Consider the following 24,690-nt stretch of genomic DNA (forward strand, 5'->3'; position numbering starts at 1 on the left):
GCCGCCCCGGCCCAGCCGCTGACACACGCCGATAACCACCACCCCCGCCACCACACCAGATCGGTCGCCAGCAGCACCGCCAGATCCAACGCAGGGGCACTCCGCGTCAACGCACCGACCGAGACGAGACCGACCCCCGCCTCCGCGATAACACGGACACCCACCAGACAGACGGCACCCGAAGCCACCAGCAGAATCCAGGAGACATCGGCACACCCGGCCCGCAATCACACGACCCATCCAATGCCAGCCACCAGCACACTGCCGAACATGACCCAGCACGCCCCAGCATCCAGAACCCCAACAACCAGCACCACAGCCAGCACCACGACCAGCACCACGACATCCCCCCCACCCCCCGCCCCATACACACCACCCCACACCACACCCATCACCCCGGTCACACCACCAGCCACAGCAAAATAACTCCCCCCTCAACAACACCACCACAAAGTCAAACCGAAGATTGCGGCCGCCGCCGACGGTCACCGCGTACTTGTCCAGGGCGCGCAGGCCCGGTGCCGTCTTGCGGGTGTCCAGGATGCGCGCCTCGGTCCCGGCCACGGCCTGGACGTAGCGCTCGGTGAGCGTCGCGATGCCGCACATGCACTGCAGGAAGTTCAGCGCCGTACGCTCCCCGGTGATCAGGCTGCGCGCCGCGCCGGACAGGCGCACCAGGACATCGTCGCCGGTCAGCCGGGCGCCGTCGGAGACGAGCGCTTCCACTGTGACCTCGGGGTCGACCTGGGCGAAGACCTCGGCGACCACGGGAAGACCGCCGGCGATGCCGCATTGCCGGGCGCGGATCTCGGCCACGGCCGCCATGCCTTCGGGAACGCTCCACGCGGTGGTGATGTCCTGGCCCGACTCGTCCTCGGCCAGGGCAGCGGCCACGGCGGTCCGCGCCGCCTGTGAGGGGAACTCTGTCATGGTCCGTGGTTTCCCGTCCTGTCGTTACGGGCCGAAGATCTGCGGTGTCCCGCGCGCGGACCGCTGTCAGAACCGGTTGCGCCGGCACCCCCGGCGGCAGTGGGCGGGGCGCTCGGCAGCCCGCCGCTGCGACCACTCGGTGACCGAACGCAGGGCGTCGCGGGCGTCGTGGCCGAGCGGGGTGAGCGTTGCAGAGCACCTCGGCGAGTCGAGCCTCTTGGCGCTCTGTGAGCCTCCGGTGCAGATCCGACCGGACCTAGGTCAGTCGGTGCCTTCGACGATGCGGAAGTCGCGCTCGACGCCGTCGGAGAGGGCGACCAGCGCCTCCTGGTAGGCCGCGCTCTCGTGCGCCGCGACGGCCTGCTCGAAGCTGTCGAACTCGATCAGGACGGTGCGCTCGGCGATGCCGGCGTCATGCGCCACGACCCGACCGCCACGGACGAGGACCCGGCCGCCCCCGGCCTCGACGGCCAGCGGGGCCAGCTTGTTGTAGGCGGCCAGCTTCTCAGGGTCTGAAATGGTGCGGTAGACGCTGACCCAGTACCCCTTGGGCATGGAACCTCCAGTGTCGGCATGAGTGCATGTGACTTGGATCAGTGTGCGGAGATCGGCTCGGTGCCGGGTTCAAGAGGCAGGCGGAGCGCCCTGACGGCGAACGACACGGCGTGGTACCAACCGCAGACCAGGACCAGATCGAGCGCGGCATCTTCATCGGCGACAGCGACCAGGTTCGCCCAGGTGTCGTCGGAGAGGTCAAAGGTCGCATGGAGCTCGTCGACCGCTTCGAGCACGGCACGGTCGGCGGTGTGCCAGCAGTCGTCCGCCGGACTTCCCTTCGCGAGGGACGCGAGCTGCGCCGCGTCGAGTCCCGCTTTCTCGGCGAAGCCCGCGACGTGCACAGCCCACTCGTAGTCGGCGCCACACAGCACGGTGGTCCGGTCGATGACCAGCTCGCGCTGGCGCAGAGTGAGAGCGGAGCGCCGGGAGAAGTAGTAGCTTCCCCAGCCCGCGATGGAGCGGGCGAGCTCGGGCCGGCGGGCCCACACCCGGAACAGCTGGACGGGGGAATGCCCGAGGAGTTCAAGGGCCTCGCGGGCTCCCTCGCCATAGGGCGGCGAGAGCGGCTCGATGCGAGGCTGCTTCGATTTCAGAGGCATAGCGGGACGTTAACATTGACGCTTCGGAAAGGGAAGCAGATGACACGACCGACACCACTCCCAGGCCGCCGGGTCCGCGGCTCGCACACGGGGCGCCCGATCATGGCGCTGCTGGACCTCCTGGGCCGACGCTGGGCGCTGCGAGTCCTGTGGGAGCTGCGGGACGGCTCATCTCCGACCTTCCGCCAGCTCCAGCAACGATGTGGCGGCGTCTCGTCAAGCGTCCTGGCAGACAGGCTTCGCGAGCTCGGACAGGCCGACCTCGTCGAGCACGCCGGCGAGGGGTACCTGCTCACCGAACAGGGCAGGACCCTTCAGGAATCCCTCGCCCCGCTCGATGCCTGGGCCTCCGGTTGGCGCCCCAAGGCGGCGGACTGACGGCCGCGACGGCAGGACTGCGCGTGCAGACGGGCCTTTCCTGTCTCCACCTGGATCAGGTCCATCGCCTCGGCCTGCCCGTCCGGGAGGATGTCGTGAAAATCGAGCAGCACTGCCGCACGCCTGCGCACCGAAAGCGCGGCCCATGCGCGCCAGGCCTCCCGGGCTCTGCTGAACGCCGCCACCACATCGTGGGGCGTCGCCTCGGGCAGTTCCGCGACGACCCTCCCCCGTCATGGGGGGGGCAACTCACGGTCCGGCCGCTGCCCTCCTCACCTCGCGTGAGCCGAGACAGCAGGTCGGAGGTGACTACGTCGGTCGCCGTCCGGTCGCTCCGTGCCGCAACGGGGTTGCCGCCACCGGTAGCGAGGTCGTTGATTCCGCCGTGCGAGGACATGCGGCTCATCCGTTCTGCGGGATTCGGGGGATGCCGTGGGCAACGGGCACCAGAGTTCTGGACCGCTCCGTCAGGGACCGCAGGAACTTGTGGAACGGAATGTCAAGAATGGTCCTGCGGCCTGTACGCTGGCCGCCATGGGACGCCCACCAGGATTCGACAAGGACAAGGTCGTACAGGCCGTCGAACGACAGTTCCGCCGTACCGGATACGCCGGTACCAGCGTCGACGACATCGCCAAGGCCGGCGGGCTGGGCCGCGGCAGCCTCTACGCCGCCTTCGGCGACAAGAGCCAGCTGTATCTGCGAACGCTGGAGGCGTACTGCGACCGCACCGAGGCCGCCTGGGCCGCCGTACTCGAAGGCCCCGACGACACCGCGCTGGAACGGCTGCACACGTATCTCGTGAAGTCGGCACGGGCCGTCCACGACGATCCCGACAGGCTCGGCTGCATGGTGACCGGCTTCGTCGTCGAGGGAACCGACCATGATCCGCAGGCCGGGGCACGCGCCAGGCAGGCCCTCGGGAGGATCGAGGGTTCACTGACCGCGTGCGTTCAGGCCGCGCAGCGGCATGGCGACCTCGACATCGAGGCGGACGCCCACGAGGTCAGCCAGCTGCTCATGGCGGTCAACCGGGGCATGGAGGTGCTGGCCAGGGGCGGGCTCGACACGTCCGCGCTGGAACGCGTCGCCGACCAGGCCTTCGCGGGACTCCCCCTCACGGCACGAGCCCGGTCCCGGCGGACGCCCCGCCCGACCGTCTCGGGTACTTCCTGAGCAGCGCCTGCCCGAAGGCTGCGCGCTCCGCGGTGCGGTCAGCGCTGCGAGGCGAATGACTCGACATAGGCCAGGGCCCCGTACAGCGCGTCGCGCAGCGGCGTGGAATCGCCGGCCGCCTGGTCCAGCAGCGCACCGCCCTGGAACGCGGCAGCGAGCAGGTGGGCGAGCGCGGCCGGGTCGGCCTCCGGCCGCAGTTCACCGCGCTCACGCATCTTGCCCAGGCCGCTCCTGAACAGTTCCTGCCACCGGTAGAAACCGTCGGCCACGGCATCCCGGTGGGAGGGCTCGTTCTTGACGACCTCGGCGGCCAGGGAGCCGAACGTGCACCCGCCGCGCACCATGTCCTGCGAGGCGATGTAGGAGTCGGCCCACCGGCGGAGGGCGGCGAAGCTGTCCAGTTCGCCCAGCTCGGGCACCTGATGGCGGGCGACGATGCCGTCGGCCTGCCAGGCCAGCACCGCACGCACCAGGGACTCCTTGGTGGGGAAGTGGCGCGTCAGCTGCGAGCCGCTGACCCCGGCCGCCTCCCGGAGCTGCTCGTTGTTGGTGTTCTGCACGCCGTGTTCGTAGATCAGCTCGGCCGCCGCCCTGACGATGCGCTCGCGCGTGGCCAGGCCCTTCGCGGTCAGCTTCCGAGTCTGCGCCCGGCCGGTGGTGGTCATGGTCACCACCGTAACCTAAAAAGGGGCTTGACAACCCATTCTGCGGGATGTCTCCTGGAGGCAGATCGAAAAAGGGTTACCAAGCCCATTCCTCTGGGAGGCGGACACCATGTCCACTCAGGCCGCGCCTCAGGCGGTCGCGCCGGCGGCGCACACCGGCCCAGCCCCGGCACCGGCACCGGCCCCGGCCCCGGCCCCGGCCGTCACCGAAGCGGGTCACCCCCGCCGCTGGAGCATCATGGCCGTGCTGGGTGCCGTCGCCTTCATGGCGCAGCTCGACTTCTTCGTCGTCAACGTCGCACTCGACGGGATCGGCCGGTCGTTCCCGGGCACCGGCGTCGCGAGCGTGTCATGGGTCCTGTCGGCCTACGCGATCGTCTTCGCCGCCGTGCTCGTGCCCGCCGGCCGGATCGCGGACCACTGGGGACGCAAGAAGATGCTGCTGTCAGGAGTGGCGATCTTCACCGCCGCCTCCGCCCTCGCGGCCGCCGCGCCCGGTCTCGGTGTACTGGTCGGTGCCCGGGCCGTCCAGGCCGTCGGCGCGGCGATGATCGTGCCGACCTCGCTCGGCCTGCTCTACCCGAGCTTCCCCAAGCACCGGCACACCCTGGTGGTCGGCCTGTGGGCGGGCGTCGGCGCGATCGCCGCCTCGGCGGGCCCGCCCGTCGGCGGACTGCTCGTCACCCTCGACTGGCGGTGGATCTTCCTGGTCAACGTTCCCGTCGGCATCGCCACCCTCGTCGCCGGCGCACTGCTGCTGCCCGAGGTGCGCCGGCCCAAGGGGGCGGCTGTACCGGACGCGGCTTCCGCCCTCGCGCTGCTGCTGGCCGTGAGCCTGCTGGTGCTCGCCACCGTCCAGGGGCCGGGGTGGGGCTGGACGGACATCCGCACCATGGCCCTGTTCTCCGCAGCCGCCCTGGCCGGGGCCGCGACCGTCGAGCGCACCCTGCACGCCAAGGCACCGGTGATAGAGAGGCAGTTGTTCGCGGGGAGGCCGTTCACCGCCGCCGCCGTGGCCCTGTTGCTGTTCTCCGCCGGCTTCGCGATCGTCCTGCTCAGCACCGCCCTGTTCATGCAGGAGGTGTGGCACTTCAGCCCGCTGCGCGCAGGTGCCTCCATCGCCCCGGCGCCCCTGGCCTCGATCGGCTTCGCCATGAACGCCGGACCCATCCAGAGCCGGTTCGGACGCACGGCCCCCGCCGTGACCGGCACGCTGGCCATGGCGCTCGCCGCCGTCTACTGGATCGCGACCGTGCACACCACCCCCGACTACTGGAACGGCATGTTCCCGGGCCTGATCCTGGTCGGCCTGGCCGGCGGTCTGGCCCAAGCGCCCCTGTTCGCGGCTGCCGGCGCCCTGGCACCGGAGCGTGCCGCCACCGGAAGCGCCGTGCTCAACATGAGCCGGCAGATCGGCAGCGCCATGGGCGTGGCCCTGCTCGTCGCCCTCACTCCCCAGGCCACGACCAGCGGGTTCGACCATGCCTGGTCCGTCCAGGCCGGGGGCGGAATCGCCGCGGCCGCCGCGCTGCTCGCCCTCCGGCCCCGCCGCACACCCTGACCACCCAGCCGCGGCCGCTCGGAGCGGGCCGGCAGGCCGACCACGGCCTCCGGCTGCACCGGGACCACACCGCCCCCCTCCCCCATCCTCTGCGGCACCCGTCCGAAGGTCTGACGCTGGAGTTGCCGCCGACGCCCTCTCAAGAAACGGAGACCACCCCCATGGAACGCAGCCTCCTCGTGATCGGAGCCACCGGAAAGACCGGCGGTCACACCACCGAACTCCTGCTCCAGCGAGGACACCGTGTCCGCGCACTCGTCCGAGGCCCCGACGAGCGCGCCGAGCGCCTCGCCTCCCTCGGAGCGGACGTCGTCGAAGGCGACGTCCTCGACCTGGACTCCCTGGCCCGGGCGACCAAAGGCATCGACGCCCTGTACTTCACTTATCCGATCCGCCCCGGACTGATGGACGCCACCGCGAACGTGGCTCAGGCGGCGGAGGAGAACGGGGTCCGGGCGATCGTGAACATGTCGCAGGTGTCCGCCCGCCGTAACACGGCCAGCAACGCGGCACGCCAGCACTGGGTCGCCGAACGCGTCCTGGACCACGCCCCGGTCCCGGTCACCCACATCCGCCCCACCTTCTTCGCCCAGTGGCTGATCGACACCTGGGCCGACGGAACCGGTGAACTGCGTCTGCCGTTCGCCGACGGACGCCACGCACCCATCGCGGAGAGCGACCAGGCGAAGGTGATCGCGGCCGTCCTGGAAGACCCCGCCCCGCACGCCGGCCAGATCTACCCGCTGTACGGAGCCGAGGAACTCAACCACTACGAGATCGCCGAGAAGATGGCGCGGGCGCTGGACCGTGACGTCACCTACGTGCCCATCGAACTCGATGAATTCGCCGCCATCCTGCGCGGGCGCGGCGCGCCGGACCACCTGATCCAGCACCTGCTCGCCGTCGCCGTCGACTACCGCAACGGCGTCTTCGCCGGCACCAACGACCTGGTGAAGACCATCGGCGGCAGCGACCCCCTCGACGTCGAGGGCTTCATCGCCCAAAACCGCGCGGCCTTCGGCCTGACCACCACCTCAACACCGGAGTAGAACAATGAGCGTCTGGTTCATCACAGGGTCCTCCCGGGGCTTCGGCCTGGAAATCACCCGCGCCGCCCTCGCGGCCGGCCACCAGGTGGTCGCGACCGCGCGGAAGGCGGAAACCGTCCGCGAGCAGTTCCCCGACGCCGGCGACACGCTGCTCACCGCACCGCTCGACGTGACCGACCCGCAGAGCATCCAAGCTGCCGTAGACGCCGCGGTCGAGAAGTTCGGCCGGATCGACGTACTGGTCAACAACGCCGGCACCGGACTGCTCGCCGCGGTGGAGGAGTCCGACGACGCCGCGGTGCGCGCGGTGTTCGAGACCAACGTGTTCGGCCCGCTCGCCGTCCAGCGCGCCGCACTGCCGGTACTGCGCCGCCAGCGCTCCGGCCACGTGATCAACATCAGCTCCATCGTCGGCTTCGCCACCGCGCCGGGCTGGGGCATCTACGCCGCCACCAAGTTCGCCGTCGAAGGCTTCACCGAGACCCTCCACACCGAACTGGCCCCGTTGGGTATCCACGTCACCCTCGTGGAACCGGGTTTCTTCCGCACCGACTTCCTCGACCCCGCCAGCCTCCGCACCGGATCCGACACGATCGACGACTACACCGCCACCGTCGGCGCGATGCGTGCGGCCACCGAAAGCCTCAACCACGCCCAGCCCGGCGACCCGGTCAAAGCCGCCCGCGCCATAGTCGAGATGACCGCCGCCCCCGAACCACCGCTGCGCCTCCCGCTCGGAGCCGACACGCTGCAAGCCTTCGACACCAAACTGGACACCTTCCGCAAGGAGATGGACGCCTGGCGACACGTCGCCCTTGCCACGGATCACGACTAAGGCTTGTCCCGTAACTGATCTTCGAGTCGAAGGAGCCAAGGCTGCTCGGCCGGTGGCCGCCGCGCCTATCCGGCGAGGTTGAGGCTGTGCAGCCGGGCGATGCCGAGCATGGCGTGGTGGACGCCGTCACCCTTGAGCCGGCAGTCGCGGAGGATCCTCCAGGTCTTCATACGGGCGAAGGTGTGCTCGATGCGGGCGCGGACTTGCTTGTGTGAGCGGTTGTGCTCCTGTTTCCAGTCGGGGAGTTCTTCGCCGGCCCGGCGGCGGTGCGGCATCACCAGTCCGGTGCCGGGGTAGCCGCCGTCGGCGATCGTCATCGTCGTGCCGACAGCGGCTTTGGCCCCGGATTCCGCCCATGCCCTGCAGTCGTTCCGGTTGCCCGGAAGTGGCTGGCCGACCACGACGACCCGGCGGGTGTCGGCGTCGATGACAACCTGGTGGTTGGTGGAATAGCGATAGTTCTTGGACTGCTCGGCGATCGTGTGGTCACGGGTGGGCTCCAGGGTGCCGTACACGATGAGCACCGTGCCCTTCGTGAAGCGGCGTTGCCGGGGCTTCAACGCGAGGAGTGGGCCGATCTGGTTGATGATCCGGTCGGTTGCGGACTTGGAGATGCCAAACAGCAGGGCGAGCTGGCGCATCGTCAAGTTCGTGCGCCAGTAGGCCGCGACGAGCAGCACCCGGTCCTCCAGCGAAAGGCTCCAGGGCCGGCCGCTCCGGACAAGTTCGGCCCCCTCGCGCCGGAGCGCGGTCACTGTCTTGTGAAACTGGCGCGGATTCACGCCGGTGAACGGGGTTATTCAGGACGGCTCGGACGCCGTGATCACACCAGCCATGCGCTGATCGTCTCACCGAGCCCGTGCGCCTGGACCGGGACTTGATCACGGGGATATCGGCGAGAAGAGTGGGCGGTATGACGGACTCAGCAGACCTCACGCTGGCGCACCAACTGGCTGATCAGGCGGACGAGATCGCCCGGCGCTACTTCCGCGCACCCGACCTGGGTGCCGAGGACAAGGGCGACGGAAGTCCGGTCACTGACGCGGACCGCGAGATCGAATGCGTCCTGCGCGCGTCGATCCGTACGGAACATCCCGGCGACGCGTTCGTGGGCGAAGAGTTCGGCGCCCATGGGCGCAGCAGCCGCCGATGGATCATCGACGCCATTGACGGCACGGCGAGCTTCATTGCAGGCGATCCGGAATGGAGCACTCTCATCGCCCGGGAAGAACACGGCACCGTGACCATGGGCATGGTCTCCGCGCCCGCGCTCGGGCGCCGCTGGTGGGCAACGCCAGGCACCGGGGCCTGGATGGGCCCCTGCCCCTCCGATCCGTCAGCACCGCCGCATCGGCTGACGCTCACGGCAGGAGGAAACGCCAAGGATGCCGCCATCGGAATCTGGCCTCCACCACCGCGGCTAAGCAAAGCCGAACGCGCCGCCGCGGCCCGGCTGGCAGCAGGAACCGCAACCGTGCTCCCCGCACTCAACTGGGCATCTGCGGACCCCACCACGCCGCCACCCAGCAAGCCATCCACCGGATCCGGCACCTGCCACGGAGCCCTCCTGGTCGCGACAGGAAAACTCGACGCCTTCCTGCTGCTGGGCGCCGGCCCCTGGGACATTGCCGCAGTGATCCCCATCGTCGAGGAGGCCGGCGGCACCTTCAGCGACCTCTCCGGCCAGCGACGAACCGACACAGGCACAGCTCTGTTCGCCCGACCCGGCCTCCACCAGCAGCTCCTGGGCCTGGCCAAACCGCCCAACTGACCCACAAACCAGCACCGTTTCACCCCGCCTCATGGGTTACGGGACAAGCCTTAGGGTCCGTCGCCAAAGAATGCTGATGCAAGAATGCTGATGGCCGGATGAAAGGCAGCCGCTAGGGGCCTCAACCGACGTCCGTCGAGTTCATGGACCGCCGATGGCAGGGTGCCGCCGTGAGCCGGCGCCCGGCCTCGTCCGAGGAAAGAGGAAGGCGCCTGTATGACCTTCGGCTGCATGGCATCGATGAAGGTACGGCCCGGTTTCCGCGACGAAGTCGTCTCGATACTTCTGAGCGCTGTCGACGGCCTTCGTGAGGCAGGATGCGACATCTACATCGTTGGCTTGGCCGACGAGGACGACACGACGATCTGGGTGACCGAGGTCTGGAAGTCCAAGGGACATCACGATGCTTCTCTGGAACTGCCCGAGGCGAAGGCGGCTATCAGCAAGGCCATGCCGATGCTCACGGGAGAGTTCACCAAGCGGGAAGTGTCGGTCGCGGGCGGCCTCGGGCTCTGACGATCACCCGTCAAAGGGATCCTGCCCAGACCAGGAGCGACGCGGGACTGACCGCTGCTTCGCACGAGGTGGCGGTCTTGTCATACCGGGTGGCGATGCTTCGAAAGCCCTTGAGCTGATCAAAGCAGCGCTCGACTGTTGTGCGTCGGCGGTAGGTCTCCCGGTCGAATCGCGGAGGTCGTCCGCCAAGACTGCCTCGGTGTAGACGGTGACGTTGCTGGTCAGACTTTTCGGGAAGGGTGTGTGCGATCCCGCGTCTTCACAGATAGGCGCGGAGGCCGCGGGGAGCTGTCGGCCTTGTCCGCGATCACGTGGTCGGGGCGGAAGCGGGATCGGCCGACGCCGTTGCGCGGTACGCGGATGCGCTCAAGCAGACGTTACGCACAAGCACTGTCGGTGACGTCGGCCAAGGGTGAGCAGGATTGCCAGCGACCGACCTTGGCCATCGCAGGCTAAGTGGACCTTCGTTGTCCGGCCTCCGCAGGATCGGCCGACGGCGTGATCGTCCTGCAGACGCTTCCCCCATTGCGGCCAGTGGGCGCGGCGTGCTGGTGGGCCCGGACGACGGTCGAGTCGACCTGGACAAGCCGGTCCAGGTTGCCGGCCGCGTCCACTTGGGCCTGGAGCTGCTGGAGAGCCCTGGTGAACACGCCGCTCTGAGCGTATCGGCGTGTTCGCGCCGAGCCGGTTGCTGCCCTCAGCGAGCTGCGGCCCTACGGATGAGAGCGTCGCGGTCGGGGCCAAGCAGAAACGGCAGCAGCTCTCGCAGAGCGCTCGCGAACGCCCGCACCCTGACCTCCGTCAGGCGCGCATTGCCCGCGTTCGCCGGCAGATGATTCGGGGGCCCAAGCCCGCACTCGGCGTAGAGTCTCCCCACTTCGGCCCGGTGACGTGCAGGTAGGGGTTCCCCCGTCAGTTCCACGAACGCCGACACCGCAACTTCAACGTTCCACATGTAGTGGTAAACGGCGATTCTCAGACCTCGACCGGTGTACTCAAGACCCCCCTCGATGTCGGACGGCGTCGCGAACCCTGCCTCGGTCAGGAAGCTCAGAGCGTCCCGCCCCACTCGGCAGACCGCTTCCTCCCCTGTCTCCCGTTTCCCCATCTCACCACCATCCAGCGGAGCCGTCGCCACCGCCAGGCCACGCACCAGGGAACTGCGCAACCACGGCACGTCGCCTTCAGGAACAGGCACGGAACTTGCCGTTCAACCTCTGATCTTCGCGCGAGGGGTTACTGCGCTACGTCGCGGCCTGCGGCAGACGGTTACCAGCTTCGCGGTGTCCCTCTCTGGTTGAGATGATGCTCCCGTGGCAGAGCCGACCTTTCGATACCACCCTGATCCGCTGGCTTCCGGGTCCGCGTTGCGCACCGACCATGTCTGCAGTGTCTGTGGCATGGATCGACAGATCCGCTATCAAGGCCCTGTCTACGGTCGGCAGCCTGATTCCCTGTGCCTTCATTGCATCCACTCCGGGGCTGCGTCTCGGGCCCTGAGCGTCTCGGCCGGAGCCGATCTGGACTCCGGCATGGCTGCGGTGTTCAGCGATGCCGTTGACGTCCCCGCCGACGTGCCTCTGTCGGTCGTCGAAGAGATCACCCGACGCACTCCCGGCTTAGCGGGTTGGCAGCAGGAGGCCTGGCTGTACCACTGCGGCGATGGCGCGGCCTTTCTCGGCCCCGCCGGATATCGCGAGCTTGAGGCCCACCCAGAGGCCCTCGCCATGCTCCGTGAAGATCATCAGCGTTACGGCTGGGCGCCGACGGAAACCGAACACTTCTTGCGGCGACTGGACCGGGCTGGCGAGCCGACCGCCTACCTGTTCCGCTGCTTGCACTGCAACACAAGCCTCGCATCTTGGGATATCGGCTGAACAGCAGCCCACTTCGTTGAACTGGGCGTTCGCCAAGGAGAGTTACGCGGTGGCCCGCCTCCTGTTGAGGGAGCGGTACTCACCCGTGGAGGTGCGCCCAGGGCAGACGCACGCGACTCCCAGCCGCTGATCCCGTACACCACGACGAGGGACACCATCAAGAGGCCACTCCGGCCCGACGGGGGTGGCCTCTTCGTTTCGCCAACTCGGGAGCTAGCGTCCGCAGCATCCGCAACCCAGCGCCCGCTATGGGCCGCCCCGACCAGCGAAGAAAGGCTCTTAGGAGCGGAGCGTGACCGGACGCTGTCTTCCCTCAACTCTCCAGTAAGAGAGAAGGAGGGCTCTTCAGGAGGGGCAGGATCGCGGTACGGACGCCCGTCTGCCCCCTGCTGAAGAGTCATGGTGGGCCGTGAGAGCGGAACGGGCCCGGCGGCACTCACCGAAGTCTGCCGCCCGCCCCTTGGAAGGCCCCCAGCATCACGCCTATGTGGAAGGGCAACGCAGGAGAAGAAGGCTCCCACATTCACGGGGAGCCCTCTTCAGTCAAGCGCGGTCATGCGGCACCCGGTCGTGGGTGCAGCGCGGCAACGGCCGAGACATCCTCCGATGCCCGCCCAGTCGGGTGGGCCCTGCGTGGTCAGGGGTAGATGGGCCCGTAGGCGCCGGTCAGGTATTCCAGGCAGCTGTTGGTGTTGGGGCCCGCCTGGCCGTCGACGCCCTGCGAGCAGGGCGAGTCGTTCTGGAACTTCTTGACCCAGGACTCGGTCTGCGGCCCGAAGTTGCCGTCCACGGCCAGCGGGGTGCCGCCGTAGTACTCGTCGATGCCCTTCTGCAGGAGCTTCACGCAATAGTCGCCGTAGTCGCCGTAGGCCAGATTGTGATTGGGGACCAGCTGCTGGAACAGCAGGGCGTTGTTCTTGTAGTACACCGTGGTGCAGCTGGTGGAGGAGTACGCCGCGGAGACCTGCGCGGCGGTGGTCGCCGCGTCCGCAGTGGGCGCCACGGCGAGTCCGCCGCCGGCGAGGGCTACCGAGGCGAGTCCGAGGGCGAGCCGCGTGCCGATGACCTTCATGAGCGTGGGTTCCTTCTGTGCGTGGGTCGCTGAGGCACCGCACCGTCGACGGACTGGAGGATCCGGGCCGTCGGGGCGGCGCGGTTCCGATATTGGGGGCGGCGACTGGCGGCGCACCACACCCGGCCGCCGATCGACGAGAGTGTGGGTCATCGAAGCTCTGACCTGCTCTTCTCTCGTTCCAGGTGACGATGGGACGGGTCATGCCCAGGGAACGCGAACCACTCAGAAGCGTGCGCGCCGACAACAAGCCCGCGCACACCTCACCCGTGATCGGCTGCACCACACAGCGTGACGCCGTCGGCCGCGTGGCCGAACCTGTCGCCCAAACCTGCAGCAGACCCAGATGTCCCACCGGGCGGTAGGTAGCAAGGTCGGCGTCAGGGAGGAGGGGCGGGCCTGCCGGTGAGTGTGTGCGGCAGCGAGGTGAAGTGAGAGATCACGGCTTCCGCGCCACGGCTCCCAGCTGGGGTACGACCGTGGGCTCTTCGCCGGGCTCCGGCCGCCACAGTGAGCAGGACACGAGCCCGGGCTCCAGGAGCGTGAGCCCGTCGAAGTACTGGGCGACCTCCTCGCTGCTGCGAGCGGTGACCGGCGGTTTGGCGTTGGCGTTCCAGAACTCCATCGCCTCAAGCTGGAGGTCGCCGCCGAGTTCGGGCTCCGTGGTGGGATGGGTCAGTACGAGGAAGCTGCCGGGGGACAGCGCCTCCACGAGCCGGCGCGCGATGGCCCGCGCCTCGTCACCGTCAAGGACGAAGTTGAGGATGCCGAGCAGCATGAGCGCGGTGGGCTTGGTGAGGTCGAGTGTCCGTCCGGCGATGCGCAGAATCGTGTCCGGGTCGTGCACATCGGCGTCGATGTAGTCGGTGGCGCCTTCCGGGGTACTGGTCAGCAGGGCGCGGGCGTGCGCGAGCACGATGGGGTCGTTGTCGACGTACACGGTCCGCGACTCGGGGGCGATCCGCTGGGCGATCTCGTGGGTGTTCTCCAAGGCCGGCAGGCCGGTGCCGATGTCGAGGAACTGGCGGATGCCGTGCTCCTCTGCCAGACAGTGCACGGCGCGGCCGAGGAACTCCCGGTCGGCGCGCGCGATGTCGCGGATGACGGGGATCATTCCGGCAACGTGATCGCCTACCTGCTGGTCGACCTGGTAGTTGTCCTTGCCGCCCTGCCAGTAGTTCCACACGCGAGCGTTGTGCGCCGTCCCAGTGTCGATTCGCTGCACTGCGGCGGTGGCGCTCTGGTTCTCGCTCACGTCTTCCTCTCCTCGCACGCCCAACGACCGGGTGAAATAGGGCACTTGCGGTCACGGCTGCGCTATGGCACATCGATGGGCGTCATTCTGCCGCACACCGCCATCGTCGTGTCCCGGAACAGGTGGGGCGGAGGAAACTCGGGTCCACGGTGCTCTGCTTGCGGCTGTCGCCACTTGGATCGGTCTGCCCCTGTCGGACGATGAGATCTAGGCGACGAACCGCGGGCGTCATCGCGTATCGCGTCGGCATCCCGCCTGGCCTTTGAGAGCAGGTGCTGCGGACCGTACCGGGTGACGTCTCCGACATGCTCAGCGAGGGTCCGGCAGTTCTGGCGCGGCAGGTACGACAACAGCCCGAGCACGAAGGCCCGAGTACGGCGCCGGGGTTCCACCCGGACGAACCGCGGCCCGATACGGACCATCAGAAGCTCGACTAACGCTTCCTGCCGACGGGCAGGACCCACGCTGTGACCTGCGATCACCGTCTGATCTTCCGTATACGCACAGAGGTCAGCGGCCGACGGTCCAATGCGTCGCTTCACCACCGCTGCCTGTGCTCCGGCCCAAAGTCAACTCCCCTTGGTGGCCGGAGTTCTGCCGTGAAGTGGCGATGATACCGAAGATCCCTACTGTGGAGTTGAGGCCTGAGCAGAGGAATTGCCGCACGGGTGGCTGAACGCTGGTGGAGGGCGCCCTGGCGCGCTGTTGCCATGCAGGTCCGGCGCCTCGTTCGGGTGGATGCTTGCGCCCACTCCCCTTCGGTTGTGCCCTGCTGCCACAATGGCCGGATGGGGACTCGGGGGTGGCGCACCGTCCTGTTTCTGGCGGGGGCCGTCGGACTTTCTCTGGTCGTGCTGCTGCTCGGGGGAGCACTTCTGAACGGTGGCCTGGGCGCTGCGTCGGATCTGTCGGGCGTGTTGTCGGCGCTGCTTGCGGTGGTGCCGCTGGCCACAGTGCTGTTGGTCTGGCGGCGGCGGATGAGCGGGCGCCCTGGCCCGGAGTCCCCGATCGAGACCGTCGACGCGGCCAAACGGCAGCTGGCCGAAGAGGTGGGGCTCCGCTGGCGGCGCGAGGCCACCATCCGCGACCAGGACGGCGGCCGCCCGATGCCCGTGGTCTGGCGGGAGCGGGCCTCCGGGGGAGTTGTCCTCGCCGGTGCCACCAGTTACCCCGAGGCACAGCGTCAGATGGACCAACTCGCCGACCGGTTCCTGGCATTGCTGCCTCGCCGGCTCGTTGTTGTCGGTGAGCCCGGCGCGGGCAAGACCACGTTCGCGATGCAACTGACACTCGCCCTGCTGCGCCCGTGGACGCACGAATCCGTGCGCCGGGTGCCCCCGCTGGTCCCGGTCCCGGTCTCAGCGTCGAGTTGGTCCCAACGGTATCTCACGGACTTCACCGCCTGGATGGCCGACGAGATCGCCCGCAGTTACCCCTCGGTCGCACGGTTCGGCACCGACATCCCCCGGCGCCTGGTCGAGGGCCTGCAGGTGGTGCCGGTCCTGGACGGGCTCGACGAACTGCCCGCCGTGGCCAGGGCCCGGGTCCTGCGCACCCTTGGCACCACGACCGGCACCGATCAGCCGCTGATCCTCACCTGCCGTACCGGGGAGTTCGAGCAGGCGGTGCGGCGGGGAAGTGAACTGCTGGCGACCGCGACGGTCGTTGTTCCCGAGCCGCTCACCGTCGAGGCGGCAGCCGCCCACCTCCGCGCGCACCTGCCCGTGCCCCCGGCGTCCGGCTGGGCGGAGTTCCTGCGCCGTCTGGAAGCTCCAGGACCGCTCCGTGGCCCGGTTGCCGTCGTCGCCTCGGCGGTCACCAACCCGCTCGACCTGGGGCTGCTGCGAACGACGTACGCGGTCGGGAGCACCTCCCCCGGCGGCCTGTTGAACCCCGAGCTGATCGACTCACCCGCGGCGCTGCGTGGTCATCTGCTCGACCGGCTGATCCCCTCGCTCCTTGAACAGAACCCGCCCCTGGACACTGACCCCGGGCGGCTCCACCCCCGCCGGACATACCAGGCCGGAGAAGTACGGCGCTGGCTCACGTTCCTGGCTACCCTGCTCGCCCGCACTCCGGTGGAGCGTCCCTACATCCTCGCGAGGGCGCCGGGCGCCGACTTCAGGCTGGGCATGCGTGCCGAGCTGGGTACACGCGATCTGAAATGGTGGAGTCTGTCACAGCTGGCGCTTCCCCGGCCGGTCCTTCCACTGACGCAACTCGTCAGCTGGGTCGCACTGACCGCAGCCGTCGGCGCGGGCGTCGCGACGGTCGCACCGTCCAAGGACGCGCCCGATGCCGCCGCGGGCGTCCGTCTGGTCTTTCTCGGCCTGGTGATCGGCACAATCAGCGCGCTGTTCGCGAACGGCGCGCGGCGCTCACAGCCGCAGGGCGGGTCCGCCGAGCCGAACAGCCGGGGGCTGGCCCACTTCACCCGCCGTGTCTTCGGCGGCGCGCTCGGGGGTGCCATGCTCGGGGGCACCGCCGCTGCCGTGCTGCAGATCGACTGGATGCGCAGGCCCATGTTCGGCAAACAGCGGGCGACAGTGCTGGACACCCTGGCCGAACACCCGTTCCCCGTGGTGGGGATCGCGGCAGCCGTGGGTGCGGCAGTCGGCTTCTACACGTGGGCGCAGGCGGCCTGGGCGGTGAACAGAACAGGCACCCCCATAGGTTCGCTGCGGGCGGACCGGGACAGCCGACTGCTCCGTGGCGCCGCTGTCATGGTCTGCACCGCAGCGGTCCTCGTCTGGCTGTCGTGGAGTCACCTCCACGACGACGGAACGGCCCAGAGTCTGATCGCTCTGCCGGCCATCGCCGTGGGACTGACCTTGTTCAGCGGCGAACGCGCCTGGCTCGTGTACTCGGTCACAGTCGGGTATGCGGCCTGCCGCGGCGACCTGCCGTGGCGTCTGATGACGTTCCTCGACGATGCGCACCGGCTGGGCCTGCTCCGTGCGGTCGGGCCGGTGTATCAGTTCCGCCACGCCGAGTTCCAGGACCACTTGGCGCCGCCGCTGCCGCCGTTGCCGCCGCCTGAGCCGTAGCCGGCTCCCGCGCCGGCCGCCTCCCGCCGCTGGTGGCGAACCCCCGTCCTGACGGGCTTCGTCGTCGGCGCGGGCATCTCGACGCTCTGGGAGTTCACCGGTCCCGCCGTGACCATACCTACCGTGGTCCTGGCGGCCGCCTCGTACTGGTGGTGGAGACGCGAGCGATCCCGTTGAACGGGACCAGGAGCGAACTTCGTCAAGGGCTCATAGCAGGACCATGAGTGGGGATTCTTTTGGCGTCGCCGGCAGATGAGGCTGCATGCCAGGGAGACCAAGGCGTCGTGGAGTTCGAGGCGTCGTGCCCCTCGGACGGCACGGCATCTGAACGGGTGCAGGAGGGCGGGGACCTGCTCGACGACGTGGCGGAGGGCGTGAACTTCGCCTGTCGTACGCGAAGTTCAGCCGTGTGGCGTGCCTGCTACCGGTTGGCCGTGAGGAATTCCTCCAGGATCTCGGCGAACCGCGTCGGCTGCTCCTCGGCCGGATAATGGCCGCAGTCGTCGAGGACGACCCCCGTGACGTCGTCGGCCGCCAGCCGCATCGTCTGGGCGGCATTCGCGCCGCTCCACAGCGCGCCGCCGACGGCGAGCACCGGTAGCTTCAGCCGGGTCTTGCTGCGCTGCTCGTTCTGCGCGATCGTCTCGTCCAGCGCCCGGTAGTACGCGAAGCTCGCCCGCAGCGCGCGAGGATCCGCGGCGATCGCGTCGACGTAGACATCGACGGCGTACGCGGGGATCGCGGTCCGTGTGGCGGCCTTGGTGGCGAACTGCCAGCCGAAGAAGAGCCGCTCGCGTCCCCGGACCAGTTCCTCGTTGAGGGACCCTGGCAGGCCGCAAGCAATTCGACGTGGACGAGGCCCTTCGACGCGCGATGCACGTCTTCTGGCGCTGGGGTTATTCGGAGGCCTCGATCGATCGCCTGACCGAGGGCACGGGCCTGGGCCGGGGCTCGCTCTACGGCACTTTCGGCGACAAGAGCGCCCTGTTCCGGAAGAGCCTCCAACGGTACGCGCAGACCTACCACCCGCTGTACGAGCAGGCGCTGTCCGGCCCCCACCCGAGCCCGAGCGCCGCAGTGGCCGCCTTCCTGCAGGTCGCCCTGAACCGTATCGCCGACCCGACGGTCCCGGACGGCTGCCTGCTCACGGTGTCGGCAACGCAGTTCCCGGCGCTTGACGCGGAGGGCCGGGCGATGGTCCGCGCCATGATGGACGGTCTGCGGGCCAGGCTGGAGCAGGCGTTGCTGGCGGCGGGGGCCGGTGAGCAGGAGGCGGCAGAGCTGGCGTTGTGCACGCTGGCGACGAACAAATCTCTGGCGGTGCTGAGCCGCACCGGCTTCTCGGGCGAAGACCTGGCGACCGTCGCGGCAGCCGCCGCCAGAAACGCCAGGGCTGAGCCGAATCGACCGGCCGAACCGGCGGGGCCGCGATAGGCGGGAACGACTCCGCCGCCAACTAGCTCCTCATCGTTGGGATCTTCCATCTTTGGGACCTTCTCGGGTCAGGGCGCGGAACTCGTACCTTCCGAGGGGCTGGGAGATCCCCGACGTCGTATGCCCGGCCAGCTCCGAGGGTGAAGCCTCGGGCGCCGGCGTCCCGCGGTCGTCGGGCGGGCGGGGACGTAATCGGGTGGCGGCCTTCTCTGCGGCGTCCCTAGGGTCGGCGGAATGACACACAACACTGTGGATCCGGCGACGATCACATCGGAGATGGCTGTTCAGATCCGCACGTGGCGGGTCGATGAGGACTTCTCCTGGCGCGCCGTGGCCCAGGCCGCGTCCGACCTGTGGGGCTCCGAGTGGGGAAGCAACCAGCTCTACGGGGAGGACCTCTGCGTGGCTGCCGCGGAGATGCTGGGCGAAGACCCCAACCGGGAACCGTGGAACTGACGCCCGCCAGGTGGTTTCCCCCGGATCAGCGAGCGGGCCAGATCAGGCTGCCGGCGACGTGCAGTCCGGCTCGGAAGACGGTGCTGGCAACGTGGCTTCGATCGGATTCTGGCTCACTTTCCGGGCTCTGTCGCTGATTTGGGGGTTGGTGGCGATCAAGAGCAGGTGGGCATCACCTGGACGTGGGGGATGTGGTTCGCCTGACCGACCTTCTTCTTCCGGGGGTCGGGGTGGCGGTAGATGGAGTGGTTCTTGGGGACGCTGAGGTCCGCCTGACTGTGCGGTCCGCCGTGGGGTCGGCTGCCTGTCCGGGATGTGGGTGGAGATCCTCGCGTGTGCACTGCTACTACCAGCGGTGTCTGGCGGACCGTCCCGTCGCGGGCCGGCAGGTGCGACTCGATGTGCGGGCACGCCGTCTCGTGTGCGGCAACGGCAGCTGTGGGCGTCGGACGTTCGCCGAGCAGATACCGGGCCTGACGCGTCGGCATGCTCGCCGCACGAACGCGCTCACCACCCAGCTCACGGACATCGCCTTGTTTCTGGGCGGACGTGCGGGAGCCAGTCTGTGCGGGCGCCTGGCTGTGACCACCGGCAAGGACACCCTGCTCCGCCTGCTGCGCGCACTGCCCGTCCCGGCGCCGCCGTCTGTCCCGTGTCTGGGTGTCGACGAGTTCGCCGTGCGCCGCGGCCGGACCTACGCGACGGTCCTCGTCGACATGAACACCCACCGTCCCGTCGACGTCCTCGCGGACCGCACCGCGCACACCTTCGCGGCCTGGCTGCGCGAACACCGTGAGGTGCAGGTCGTCTGCCGTGACCGTGCTGGCTCCTTCGGCGACGGTGCCCAGGCCGGTGCGCCACAGGCCCGGCAAGTGGCCGATGCCTGGCACCTGCTGCACAATCTCGCCGAGGCCGTCGAGCGCGTCGTCGGACGACACCGCGCTGATCTGCGCGAACCCCTCACGGACCAGCCTGATCAGGACGAGATCCGTCCATCCGCAGGCGTCCACCCCGCCGCCCCGGACGAGCTGGACGTGCACGGACGGCCTCGGCCGCTGGTGGCGCGCACCCGCGAGCGCCATCAGCAGATCCACGAACGCATCGAGCGCGGCGACAGCCTGCGGGCCATCGCCCGGGAGCTCCGCCTCAGCCGCGGCACCGTCCTGCGCTTCGCCCGGGCCGTCGACGTCGAGCAGCTTCTTGCCGCGGCGACCCACCGCCCGAGCATGATCGACGACTACCGCCTCTACCTGCATCACCGCTGGATGGAGGGCTGCACCAACGCTGCCGCACTCACCCGGGGGATCCAGCAGCTGGGCTACCACGGAGACGTCAACACCGTCCGCCGCCACCTGCGGCCCTACCGCACCGGAACGATCCCGGCGGATGCCCCGCTGCCCCATCTGACCGTCCGCAGGGTCACCGACTGGATCATGCGCCGGCCTGAGCAGCTCACCGAGACCGAGCGCAAGTGCCTCGACGAGCTGTGCGAACGCTGCCCTGTCCACGACCACCCAGTACGCCCGGCGCCTGGCCGCGATGGTGCGCGAACGCCGCAGCGAGCACTTGGCGCTCGACGTCTGGCTCGCCGATGTCCGCCTCGACGGACAGCGAGAACTCCGCACGCTGGCCGCCGGCATACGGCGCGACCGAGCAGCTGTACTCGCCGCCCTAACCACCACCTTCACCTCGGGAGCGGTTGAGGGCAACGTCACCAGGATCAAACTGCTGAAGAGACAAATGTACGGCCGGGCCAACTTCGACCTCCTGCGACACCGAATCCTCCTGTCACCTTGATCAACTAGCCGCCAACCCCCAAATCAGCGACAGAGCCCAGAAGTTGAGCCAGAGCCCCCAGAAGTGAACGAAGCCACCACCCGCCCTTCACCACCCCCGGCATCACGTGATCGCCCCGGACAACGCCCCCAACTGACGTCCAGCGTCCCTTGTCGCACGGCGAGGCCGGCAGAAATCGCGGATTGCGTCGCACAGTTTTGAACGTGTTCAACTCTGTGGTCTAGGCTCACTCCCGACGAAGGAGGGGCAGCCGATGAAGATCGTGATTCCTGGGGGTACCGGACAGGTCGGCGCGGTTCTGAAGCGCGCACTCGACGCCGCCGGTCACGAGGTCGTGGTTCTCACCAGACGACCCGGACGTGAGGGTGAGGTCCATTGGGACGGCCGGACCCTGGGGCCATGGACGGCGGCGGTGAACGGCAGCGATGTCGTGATCAATCTGGCCGGACGCAGTGTGAGCTGCCGATATACGGCGGCCAATCTGCAGGAAATGATGGACTCCCGGGTCGAGTCCGCCCAGGTCGTGGGCGCCGCGATCGCGGGCGTTGCCCGACCGCCCCGGGTCTGGCTGCAGATGAGCACTGCCACGCTGTATGCGCATCGCATCGACGCGCCCAACGACGAGGCCACCGGTGTGATCGGCGGTACCGAACCGGGCGTGCCGGACTACTGGGCGTACAGCGTCGAGATCGCCAAGGCCTGGGAGCAGGCTCAGCAGCAGGCCGCAACGCCGGCCACCCGCAAGGTCGCTCTGCGCTCGGCCATGGTGATGAGCCCGGACCGCGGCGGGGTCTTCGCCGTCCTGCTGGGACTGGCCCGTCTGGGTCTCGGCGGCCCGGTCGCCGGTGGAGCGCAGTACGTGTCGTGGATCCACGAACACGACTTCGTGCGCGCGGTGGAGTTCTTGATCGACCGGGAGGACATCGCAGGGCCGGTGAACCTGGCGGCTCCCCATCCCCTGCCGCAACGCGCGTTCATGCGCACCTTGCGCTCCGCGTGGGGTGTACCGGTGGGTCTCCCCGCGACCAGGTGGATGGCCGAGGTCGGCGCGTTCGCTCTGCGTACCGACACCGAACTGCTGCTGAAGAGCCGCCGTGTCGTCCCGGGCAGGCTGCTTCAGGCAGGCTTCGACTTTCAGTACGCACAGTGGCCGCAGGCCGCGGACGAGCTGGTGCGTCGGGCACGCGAACGGGTCGGAGGCAGTTCCGCGGCACGCCGGTGAACGGGATCCGGGACGGCGGCGGATCCGGCCGACCCGTCGGGCCCCGGCCGCCCTGTGCCGCACCAGCCACCAGGCGCGCAACGCCCCCTCCTCTCTGGCCGGCCTCGGCATCACGTGAACAAGTTCGCGTGCTTGTGTACCTGTCGGCGATCGATCTGTCCAAGCTCTATCTACGCCACTCGCCCGGCAACTGACCGCGCTCGCGAGGAGTTCAGCTCACGCCGACGACTCAGGCGGAGGCAGCATCGGCACCAGAGCAGCCATGCAATATCCGGTGCATTGGAAGCAGGTCATGGGCGCCTTCAAGTGCTGGTGCCTGCTGCGGAAAGCTCCGCTGCAGCACCAACTACATCACCGCGATCGTCCAGGCCGTCGTCCTCCGCCACGCAGCAGCATGAGGTTGGAAAAGGCCACTGAATGCCGCCGCCCTGGGCTGGCGGCTCGGACGATGAACTGCCCGGAGATCGTGGCGAGCTGGAGAACATCCTGTCTCGGCTGGGAGTGGAAGTGGTCGTCGTGTTCGCGATAGAGGTCTCACCGGGCCGTGCAGGGACGAGCCGGGCGACCGGCGGGCCTGCGGCACGCCGTGCCGGGCGTTCTTGGTGCAGCTGTCGTCTTCCTCCTGTAGCGGAGTCCTATACCCACCCACCCTGTCGCGTGTCACCGTGGAGGGGGCCTCTCCTACATCCCGCGGACCCGCTGGTGCTGTGACCGCTCAGGTTCGCCGGGCGGCGATTGTTGTCGTTGAGCGAAGCCCATCCGATTCCTGGGACTGTATTGACTGCGCGGCAGCACCAGTACCGTGCGCTACCCGCACGCGGAGCTGCCGTAGCGTGCGGCTTGTGAGAAGCCGGCGGAGGGGGACTGATCGTGCTGTCGGCGAGTGATCTTGAGGCTTGCTTCGGTGCGCCTCGCGGCTACTCCGGGCTGGATGCTTGGGAGGAGCTGGAAGCCGCAGCGGGGCCGCTGCCGATGGACTACAAGGAGTTCGTCGCGGGGTTCGGTCCGGGCATCGTCGGTGGTTTCCTCAACGTGTTGCATCCTCAGTCCGCCGCACTCAACATGTTTGCGACGATTGAGCACATGGCTCCGCTCCACCAAGAGCTCGTCCCCGATGCGATCCCCCATCCCGTGTTCCCCAAGGACGGTGGCATGGTCCAGTGGGCAAGCACGGTGGAGGGCGATGCCTGCTTTCTGGTGGGTGGAGCCGCGGACACATGGCGCATCGGGATCTGGTTCCGCCAGTGGGCCGAGTGGGAGGAATACGAGGAAAGTGTCCCTGCCTGGCTCTTCCGCCAGCTGGAAGGCAAGCTGATCATTCCTGGCCTACCGCTGCGCGTGCACGGTGGTTTTGTTCCCGTGGACTGAATTGACGTCCGAAAAGCCCGGTGTCTTGGATGGTTTGTCGTCCTCCCCCGCGGATGCCCTTCTCGCTGCAGACGCGAGGGCGTTCTTGGCGCAGGGCGGCGAGGACATCGGGGTGACGTGTATGGGTGTTGCGCCAGCGCAGGTAGGCGTCAGGGCCAGGGTCCGCACGATGTGGCTGGGGTGGTTCGAATGGGCGAGGGCCAACTGCCGCAGCGGTCCGAAATGGACTTCGATCGGGTTCGCCCACGATGCATACGTCGGGGTGAAGCACAGTTCGACCCGGTGTTTCCTGGCCCAACGGCGGATGTCGGTGTCCTTGTGGGCGGACAGGTTGTCCATGGTGACGTAGAAAGGCACGCCGTGGGTACGGTGGCAGGTCGCGGGATGTCGCTCGGGATGGCCTTGCTCGGCCCAGCCGGCGCCGGCTGTGGGTCGGATGCCAAGCGGACCGCACTCGTCGACGGCGAACACCCGGTCCGGGAAGCGCTTCAAGACCTTCTCCATGCGGTCCAGTTTGGCGCCGCGGTCGGGATCGCGGTCGGGGTCGGGGTCGGGCGGAAGGAACCCCTTCAACCGCATGATCGGACAGCTCTACCACTGCCTCCAGCGCCGCAAACTGTTCGACGAGCAGACCGCCTTCCCCGTCCAGGTCGCCGCCGCGGCCTGACGGCAGACCACGTCTGCCATGCTGTCCCTCTCGCAGAGACGGGAGACACGTGACCGAGCCGATCGCAGGATGGATCTGGGACCGCAACCTGCGTGCCTTCCTTGAGTTGCTGTCCCGCTACGCCGGATACGCCTTGGACGAAACCGACTGGGAAACCATCGAAGCCGGCGTCCAGGACACCGACCACGAAGCACCCGACAGCTGGTACTCGTATCCCCTGGTTGGCACGAACGCGACCTTGAAGGTCGCCCTCGCTCGGGCCGTCGACGGCCAGGAAGTGTCCGTCAGCGTCACAGGAACCGAGACACCTGAGCTTCGGCTCCGCACAGACACACTCCTGTCCGCCTTCGCCAGCGTCTGACGCGGTCACAGCACTGGCAGCGGCACGGCACAGGATCCAGATCCGCGTGTGCCGGCCGTGGCGCAGGGTCCGGTGGCGCTGGGGAGTGGGCGGTCG

At 68.7% G+C, this 24,690-nt stretch carries 24 protein-coding genes and 4 pseudogenes; 16 read left to right on the forward strand and 12 right to left on the reverse strand.

Annotated elements, in window-relative coordinates:
- The 4 genes and pseudogenes from ACFZB3_RS48900 to ACFZB3_RS48915 form a co-directional block, all read right to left on the reverse strand.
- Nucleotides 1-188, reverse strand: a pseudogene (locus ACFZB3_RS48900) (hypothetical protein); the annotation flags it as partial.
- Nucleotides 189-462: 274 nt separating this feature from the next.
- A pseudogene (locus tag ACFZB3_RS48905) lies at nt 463-930 on the reverse strand (nicotinate-nucleotide diphosphorylase); the annotation flags it as partial.
- Between the two features lie 261 nt (nt 931-1,191).
- Nucleotides 1,192-1,485, reverse strand: a complete 294-nt coding sequence (locus tag ACFZB3_RS48910) for a DUF1330 domain-containing protein (protein WP_391390166.1) — start codon at nt 1,483-1,485, stop codon at nt 1,192-1,194.
- Between the two features lie 38 nt (nt 1,486-1,523).
- The gene (locus ACFZB3_RS48915) at nt 1,524-2,087 is read right to left on the reverse strand and encodes a carboxymuconolactone decarboxylase family protein (protein WP_391390168.1); all 564 of its coding nucleotides are present in this window, start codon (nt 2,085-2,087) and stop codon (nt 1,524-1,526) included.
- A gap of 102 nt (nt 2,088-2,189) precedes the next feature.
- Here ACFZB3_RS48915 and ACFZB3_RS48920 point away from each other — a divergent pair, with 102 nt between their 5' ends.
- Complete coding sequence (locus ACFZB3_RS48920) at nt 2,190-2,465, forward strand: helix-turn-helix domain-containing protein (RefSeq protein ID WP_199810501.1); 276 nt, start codon at nt 2,190-2,192, stop codon at nt 2,463-2,465.
- Here ACFZB3_RS48920 and ACFZB3_RS48925 read toward each other — a convergent pair.
- Complete coding sequence (locus ACFZB3_RS48925) at nt 2,402-2,653, reverse strand: aldehyde dehydrogenase family protein (protein ID WP_391390171.1); 252 nt, start codon at nt 2,651-2,653, stop codon at nt 2,402-2,404. The two genes, ACFZB3_RS48920 and ACFZB3_RS48925, sit on opposite strands and share 64 nt — an antisense overlap.
- A gap of 346 nt (nt 2,654-2,999) precedes the next feature.
- Here ACFZB3_RS48925 and ACFZB3_RS48930 point away from each other — a divergent pair, with 346 nt between their 5' ends.
- On the forward strand, nt 3,000-3,641 hold the full coding sequence (locus ACFZB3_RS48930; RefSeq protein WP_391390173.1) for a TetR family transcriptional regulator: 642 nt from the start codon (nt 3,000-3,002) through the stop codon (nt 3,639-3,641).
- A 38-nt stretch (nt 3,642-3,679) separates the two neighbouring features.
- On the opposite strand, the gene ACFZB3_RS48935 is transcribed toward ACFZB3_RS48930, so the two are convergent.
- Entirely contained in the window at nt 3,680-4,306 is a 627-nt protein-coding gene (locus ACFZB3_RS48935; RefSeq protein WP_391390175.1) for a TetR family transcriptional regulator C-terminal domain-containing protein, read from the reverse strand.
- Between the two features lie 109 nt (nt 4,307-4,415).
- Between ACFZB3_RS48935 and ACFZB3_RS48940 the strand changes: the two genes are divergently transcribed.
- The 3 genes from ACFZB3_RS48940 to ACFZB3_RS48950 all read left to right on the forward strand — a co-directional run bounded on the left by ACFZB3_RS48940 (nt 4,416) and on the right by ACFZB3_RS48950 (nt 7,751).
- Nucleotides 4,416-5,867 (forward strand): MFS transporter, encoded by a 1,452-nt coding sequence (locus tag ACFZB3_RS48940; RefSeq protein ID WP_391390177.1) that lies wholly within the window; start codon nt 4,416-4,418, stop codon nt 5,865-5,867.
- Between the two features lie 161 nt (nt 5,868-6,028).
- Nucleotides 6,029-6,916, forward strand: a complete 888-nt coding sequence (locus ACFZB3_RS48945) for an NAD(P)H-binding protein (protein WP_391390179.1) — start codon at nt 6,029-6,031, stop codon at nt 6,914-6,916.
- A 4-nt stretch (nt 6,917-6,920) separates the two neighbouring features.
- Nucleotides 6,921-7,751 (forward strand): oxidoreductase, encoded by an 831-nt coding sequence (locus ACFZB3_RS48950; RefSeq protein WP_391390181.1) that lies wholly within the window; start codon nt 6,921-6,923, stop codon nt 7,749-7,751.
- A 65-nt stretch (nt 7,752-7,816) separates the two neighbouring features.
- Here the strand turns inward: ACFZB3_RS48950 and ACFZB3_RS48955 are convergent, their stop codons facing one another.
- Complete coding sequence (locus ACFZB3_RS48955) at nt 7,817-8,551, reverse strand: transposase (RefSeq protein WP_391390254.1); 735 nt, start codon at nt 8,549-8,551, stop codon at nt 7,817-7,819.
- Nucleotides 8,552-8,664: 113 nt separating this feature from the next.
- On the opposite strand from ACFZB3_RS48955, the gene ACFZB3_RS48960 reads away from it, so the two are divergent.
- Both ACFZB3_RS48960 and ACFZB3_RS48965 read left to right on the forward strand, forming a co-directional pair.
- Nucleotides 8,665-9,522 carry an inositol monophosphatase family protein gene (locus ACFZB3_RS48960; protein ID WP_391390183.1) on the forward strand — a complete coding sequence of 286 codons (858 nt, stop codon included), beginning with the start codon at nt 8,665-8,667 and terminating at the stop codon, nt 9,520-9,522.
- A gap of 231 nt (nt 9,523-9,753) precedes the next feature.
- On the forward strand, nt 9,754-10,038 hold the full coding sequence (locus ACFZB3_RS48965) for an antibiotic biosynthesis monooxygenase (protein WP_391390185.1): 285 nt from the start codon (nt 9,754-9,756) through the stop codon (nt 10,036-10,038).
- Nucleotides 10,039-10,735: 697 nt separating this feature from the next.
- On the opposite strand, the gene ACFZB3_RS48970 is transcribed toward ACFZB3_RS48965, so the two are convergent.
- Complete coding sequence (locus tag ACFZB3_RS48970; protein WP_391390187.1) at nt 10,736-11,146, reverse strand: hypothetical protein; 411 nt, start codon at nt 11,144-11,146, stop codon at nt 10,736-10,738.
- 205 nt (nt 11,147-11,351) lie between these two features.
- Between ACFZB3_RS48970 and ACFZB3_RS48975 the strand changes: the two genes are divergently transcribed.
- Entirely contained in the window at nt 11,352-11,915 is a 564-nt protein-coding gene (locus tag ACFZB3_RS48975) for a CbrC family protein (RefSeq protein ID WP_391390189.1), read from the forward strand.
- A gap of 637 nt (nt 11,916-12,552) precedes the next feature.
- Here ACFZB3_RS48975 and ACFZB3_RS48980 read toward each other — a convergent pair.
- Together ACFZB3_RS48980 and ACFZB3_RS48985 are read right to left on the reverse strand one after the other, a co-directional pair.
- Nucleotides 12,553-12,987 carry a peptidoglycan-binding protein gene (locus tag ACFZB3_RS48980; RefSeq protein ID WP_391390191.1) on the reverse strand — a complete coding sequence of 145 codons (435 nt, stop codon included), beginning with the start codon at nt 12,985-12,987 and terminating at the stop codon, nt 12,553-12,555.
- A 439-nt stretch (nt 12,988-13,426) separates the two neighbouring features.
- Nucleotides 13,427-14,242, reverse strand: a complete 816-nt coding sequence (locus tag ACFZB3_RS48985; RefSeq protein WP_391390192.1) for an SAM-dependent methyltransferase — start codon at nt 14,240-14,242, stop codon at nt 13,427-13,429.
- 788 nt (nt 14,243-15,030) lie between these two features.
- Between ACFZB3_RS48985 and ACFZB3_RS48990 the strand changes: the two genes are divergently transcribed.
- A complete protein-coding gene (locus ACFZB3_RS48990; RefSeq protein WP_391390194.1) occupies nt 15,031-17,289 on the forward strand; it encodes an NACHT domain-containing protein in 2,259 nt (752 codons plus the stop codon).
- A gap of 421 nt (nt 17,290-17,710) precedes the next feature.
- Here the strand turns inward: ACFZB3_RS48990 and ACFZB3_RS48995 are convergent, their stop codons facing one another.
- Nucleotides 17,711-17,884, reverse strand: a complete 174-nt coding sequence (locus ACFZB3_RS48995) for an alpha/beta fold hydrolase (RefSeq protein ID WP_391390196.1) — start codon at nt 17,882-17,884, stop codon at nt 17,711-17,713.
- Nucleotides 17,885-18,138: 254 nt separating this feature from the next.
- Here ACFZB3_RS48995 and ACFZB3_RS49000 point away from each other — a divergent pair, with 254 nt between their 5' ends.
- From ACFZB3_RS49000 to ACFZB3_RS49025, 6 genes and pseudogenes are all read left to right on the forward strand, one after another.
- The gene (locus ACFZB3_RS49000) at nt 18,139-18,723 is read left to right on the forward strand and encodes a TetR family transcriptional regulator (protein ID WP_391390198.1); all 585 of its coding nucleotides are present in this window, start codon (nt 18,139-18,141) and stop codon (nt 18,721-18,723) included.
- A gap of 234 nt (nt 18,724-18,957) precedes the next feature.
- On the forward strand, nt 18,958-19,179 hold the full coding sequence (locus ACFZB3_RS49005; protein WP_391390200.1) for a hypothetical protein: 222 nt from the start codon (nt 18,958-18,960) through the stop codon (nt 19,177-19,179).
- 278 nt (nt 19,180-19,457) lie between these two features.
- Nucleotides 19,458-20,669: pseudogene (locus ACFZB3_RS49010) on the forward strand (ISL3 family transposase); the annotation flags it as partial.
- 49 nt (nt 20,670-20,718) lie between these two features.
- A complete protein-coding gene (locus ACFZB3_RS49015; protein WP_391390202.1) occupies nt 20,719-20,976 on the forward strand; it encodes a transposase in 258 nt (85 codons plus the stop codon).
- Between the two features lie 253 nt (nt 20,977-21,229).
- Complete coding sequence (locus tag ACFZB3_RS49020; RefSeq protein ID WP_391390204.1) at nt 21,230-22,198, forward strand: TIGR01777 family oxidoreductase; 969 nt, start codon at nt 21,230-21,232, stop codon at nt 22,196-22,198.
- Between the two features lie 870 nt (nt 22,199-23,068).
- Nucleotides 23,069-23,566: a hypothetical protein gene (locus tag ACFZB3_RS49025; RefSeq protein WP_391390206.1), complete on the forward strand. Its 498-nt coding sequence runs from the start codon at nt 23,069-23,071 to the stop codon at nt 23,564-23,566.
- 37 nt (nt 23,567-23,603) lie between these two features.
- On the opposite strand, the pseudogene ACFZB3_RS49030 reads toward ACFZB3_RS49025, so the two are convergent.
- Nucleotides 23,604-24,100: pseudogene (locus ACFZB3_RS49030) on the reverse strand (transposase); the annotation flags it as partial.
- A 182-nt stretch (nt 24,101-24,282) separates the two neighbouring features.
- On the opposite strand from ACFZB3_RS49030, the gene ACFZB3_RS49035 reads away from it, so the two are divergent.
- A complete protein-coding gene (locus ACFZB3_RS49035; protein WP_391390208.1) occupies nt 24,283-24,594 on the forward strand; it encodes a hypothetical protein in 312 nt (103 codons plus the stop codon).
- The last annotated feature ends 96 nt before the right edge of the window (nt 24,595-24,690 follow it).

Source organism: Streptomyces sp. NPDC008092 (genome assembly GCF_042957285.1).
GTDB lineage: Bacteria > Actinomycetota > Actinomycetes > Streptomycetales > Streptomycetaceae > Streptomyces.

Coding starts and splice junctions, on each gene's coding strand:
- ACFZB3_RS48910 (WP_391390166.1), bottom strand. CDS start 1,485: ATGCCCAAGGGGTACTGGGTCAGCGTCTACCGCACCATTTCAGACCCT.
- ACFZB3_RS48915 (WP_391390168.1), bottom strand. CDS start 2,087: ATGCCTCTGAAATCGAAGCAGCCTCGCATCGAGCCGCTCTCGCCGCCC.
- ACFZB3_RS48920 (WP_199810501.1), top strand. CDS start 2,190: ATGGCGCTGCTGGACCTCCTGGGCCGACGCTGGGCGCTGCGAGTCCTG.
- ACFZB3_RS48930 (WP_391390173.1), top strand. CDS start 3,000: ATGGGACGCCCACCAGGATTCGACAAGGACAAGGTCGTACAGGCCGTC.
- ACFZB3_RS48935 (WP_391390175.1), bottom strand. CDS start 4,306: ATGACCACCACCGGCCGGGCGCAGACTCGGAAGCTGACCGCGAAGGGC.
- ACFZB3_RS48940 (WP_391390177.1), top strand. CDS start 4,416: ATGTCCACTCAGGCCGCGCCTCAGGCGGTCGCGCCGGCGGCGCACACC.
- ACFZB3_RS48945 (WP_391390179.1), top strand. CDS start 6,029: ATGGAACGCAGCCTCCTCGTGATCGGAGCCACCGGAAAGACCGGCGGT.
- ACFZB3_RS48950 (WP_391390181.1), top strand. CDS start 6,921: ATGAGCGTCTGGTTCATCACAGGGTCCTCCCGGGGCTTCGGCCTGGAA.
- ACFZB3_RS48960 (WP_391390183.1), top strand. CDS start 8,665: ATGACGGACTCAGCAGACCTCACGCTGGCGCACCAACTGGCTGATCAG.
- ACFZB3_RS48965 (WP_391390185.1), top strand. CDS start 9,754: ATGGCATCGATGAAGGTACGGCCCGGTTTCCGCGACGAAGTCGTCTCG.
- ACFZB3_RS48970 (WP_391390187.1), bottom strand. CDS start 11,146: ATGGGGAAACGGGAGACAGGGGAGGAAGCGGTCTGCCGAGTGGGGCGG.
- ACFZB3_RS48980 (WP_391390191.1), bottom strand. CDS start 12,987: ATGAAGGTCATCGGCACGCGGCTCGCCCTCGGACTCGCCTCGGTAGCC.
- ACFZB3_RS48990 (WP_391390194.1), top strand. CDS start 15,031: ATGGGGACTCGGGGGTGGCGCACCGTCCTGTTTCTGGCGGGGGCCGTC.
- ACFZB3_RS49005 (WP_391390200.1), top strand. CDS start 18,958: ATGACACACAACACTGTGGATCCGGCGACGATCACATCGGAGATGGCT.
- ACFZB3_RS49015 (WP_391390202.1), top strand. CDS start 20,719: ATGGTGCGCGAACGCCGCAGCGAGCACTTGGCGCTCGACGTCTGGCTC.
- ACFZB3_RS49020 (WP_391390204.1), top strand. CDS start 21,230: ATGAAGATCGTGATTCCTGGGGGTACCGGACAGGTCGGCGCGGTTCTG.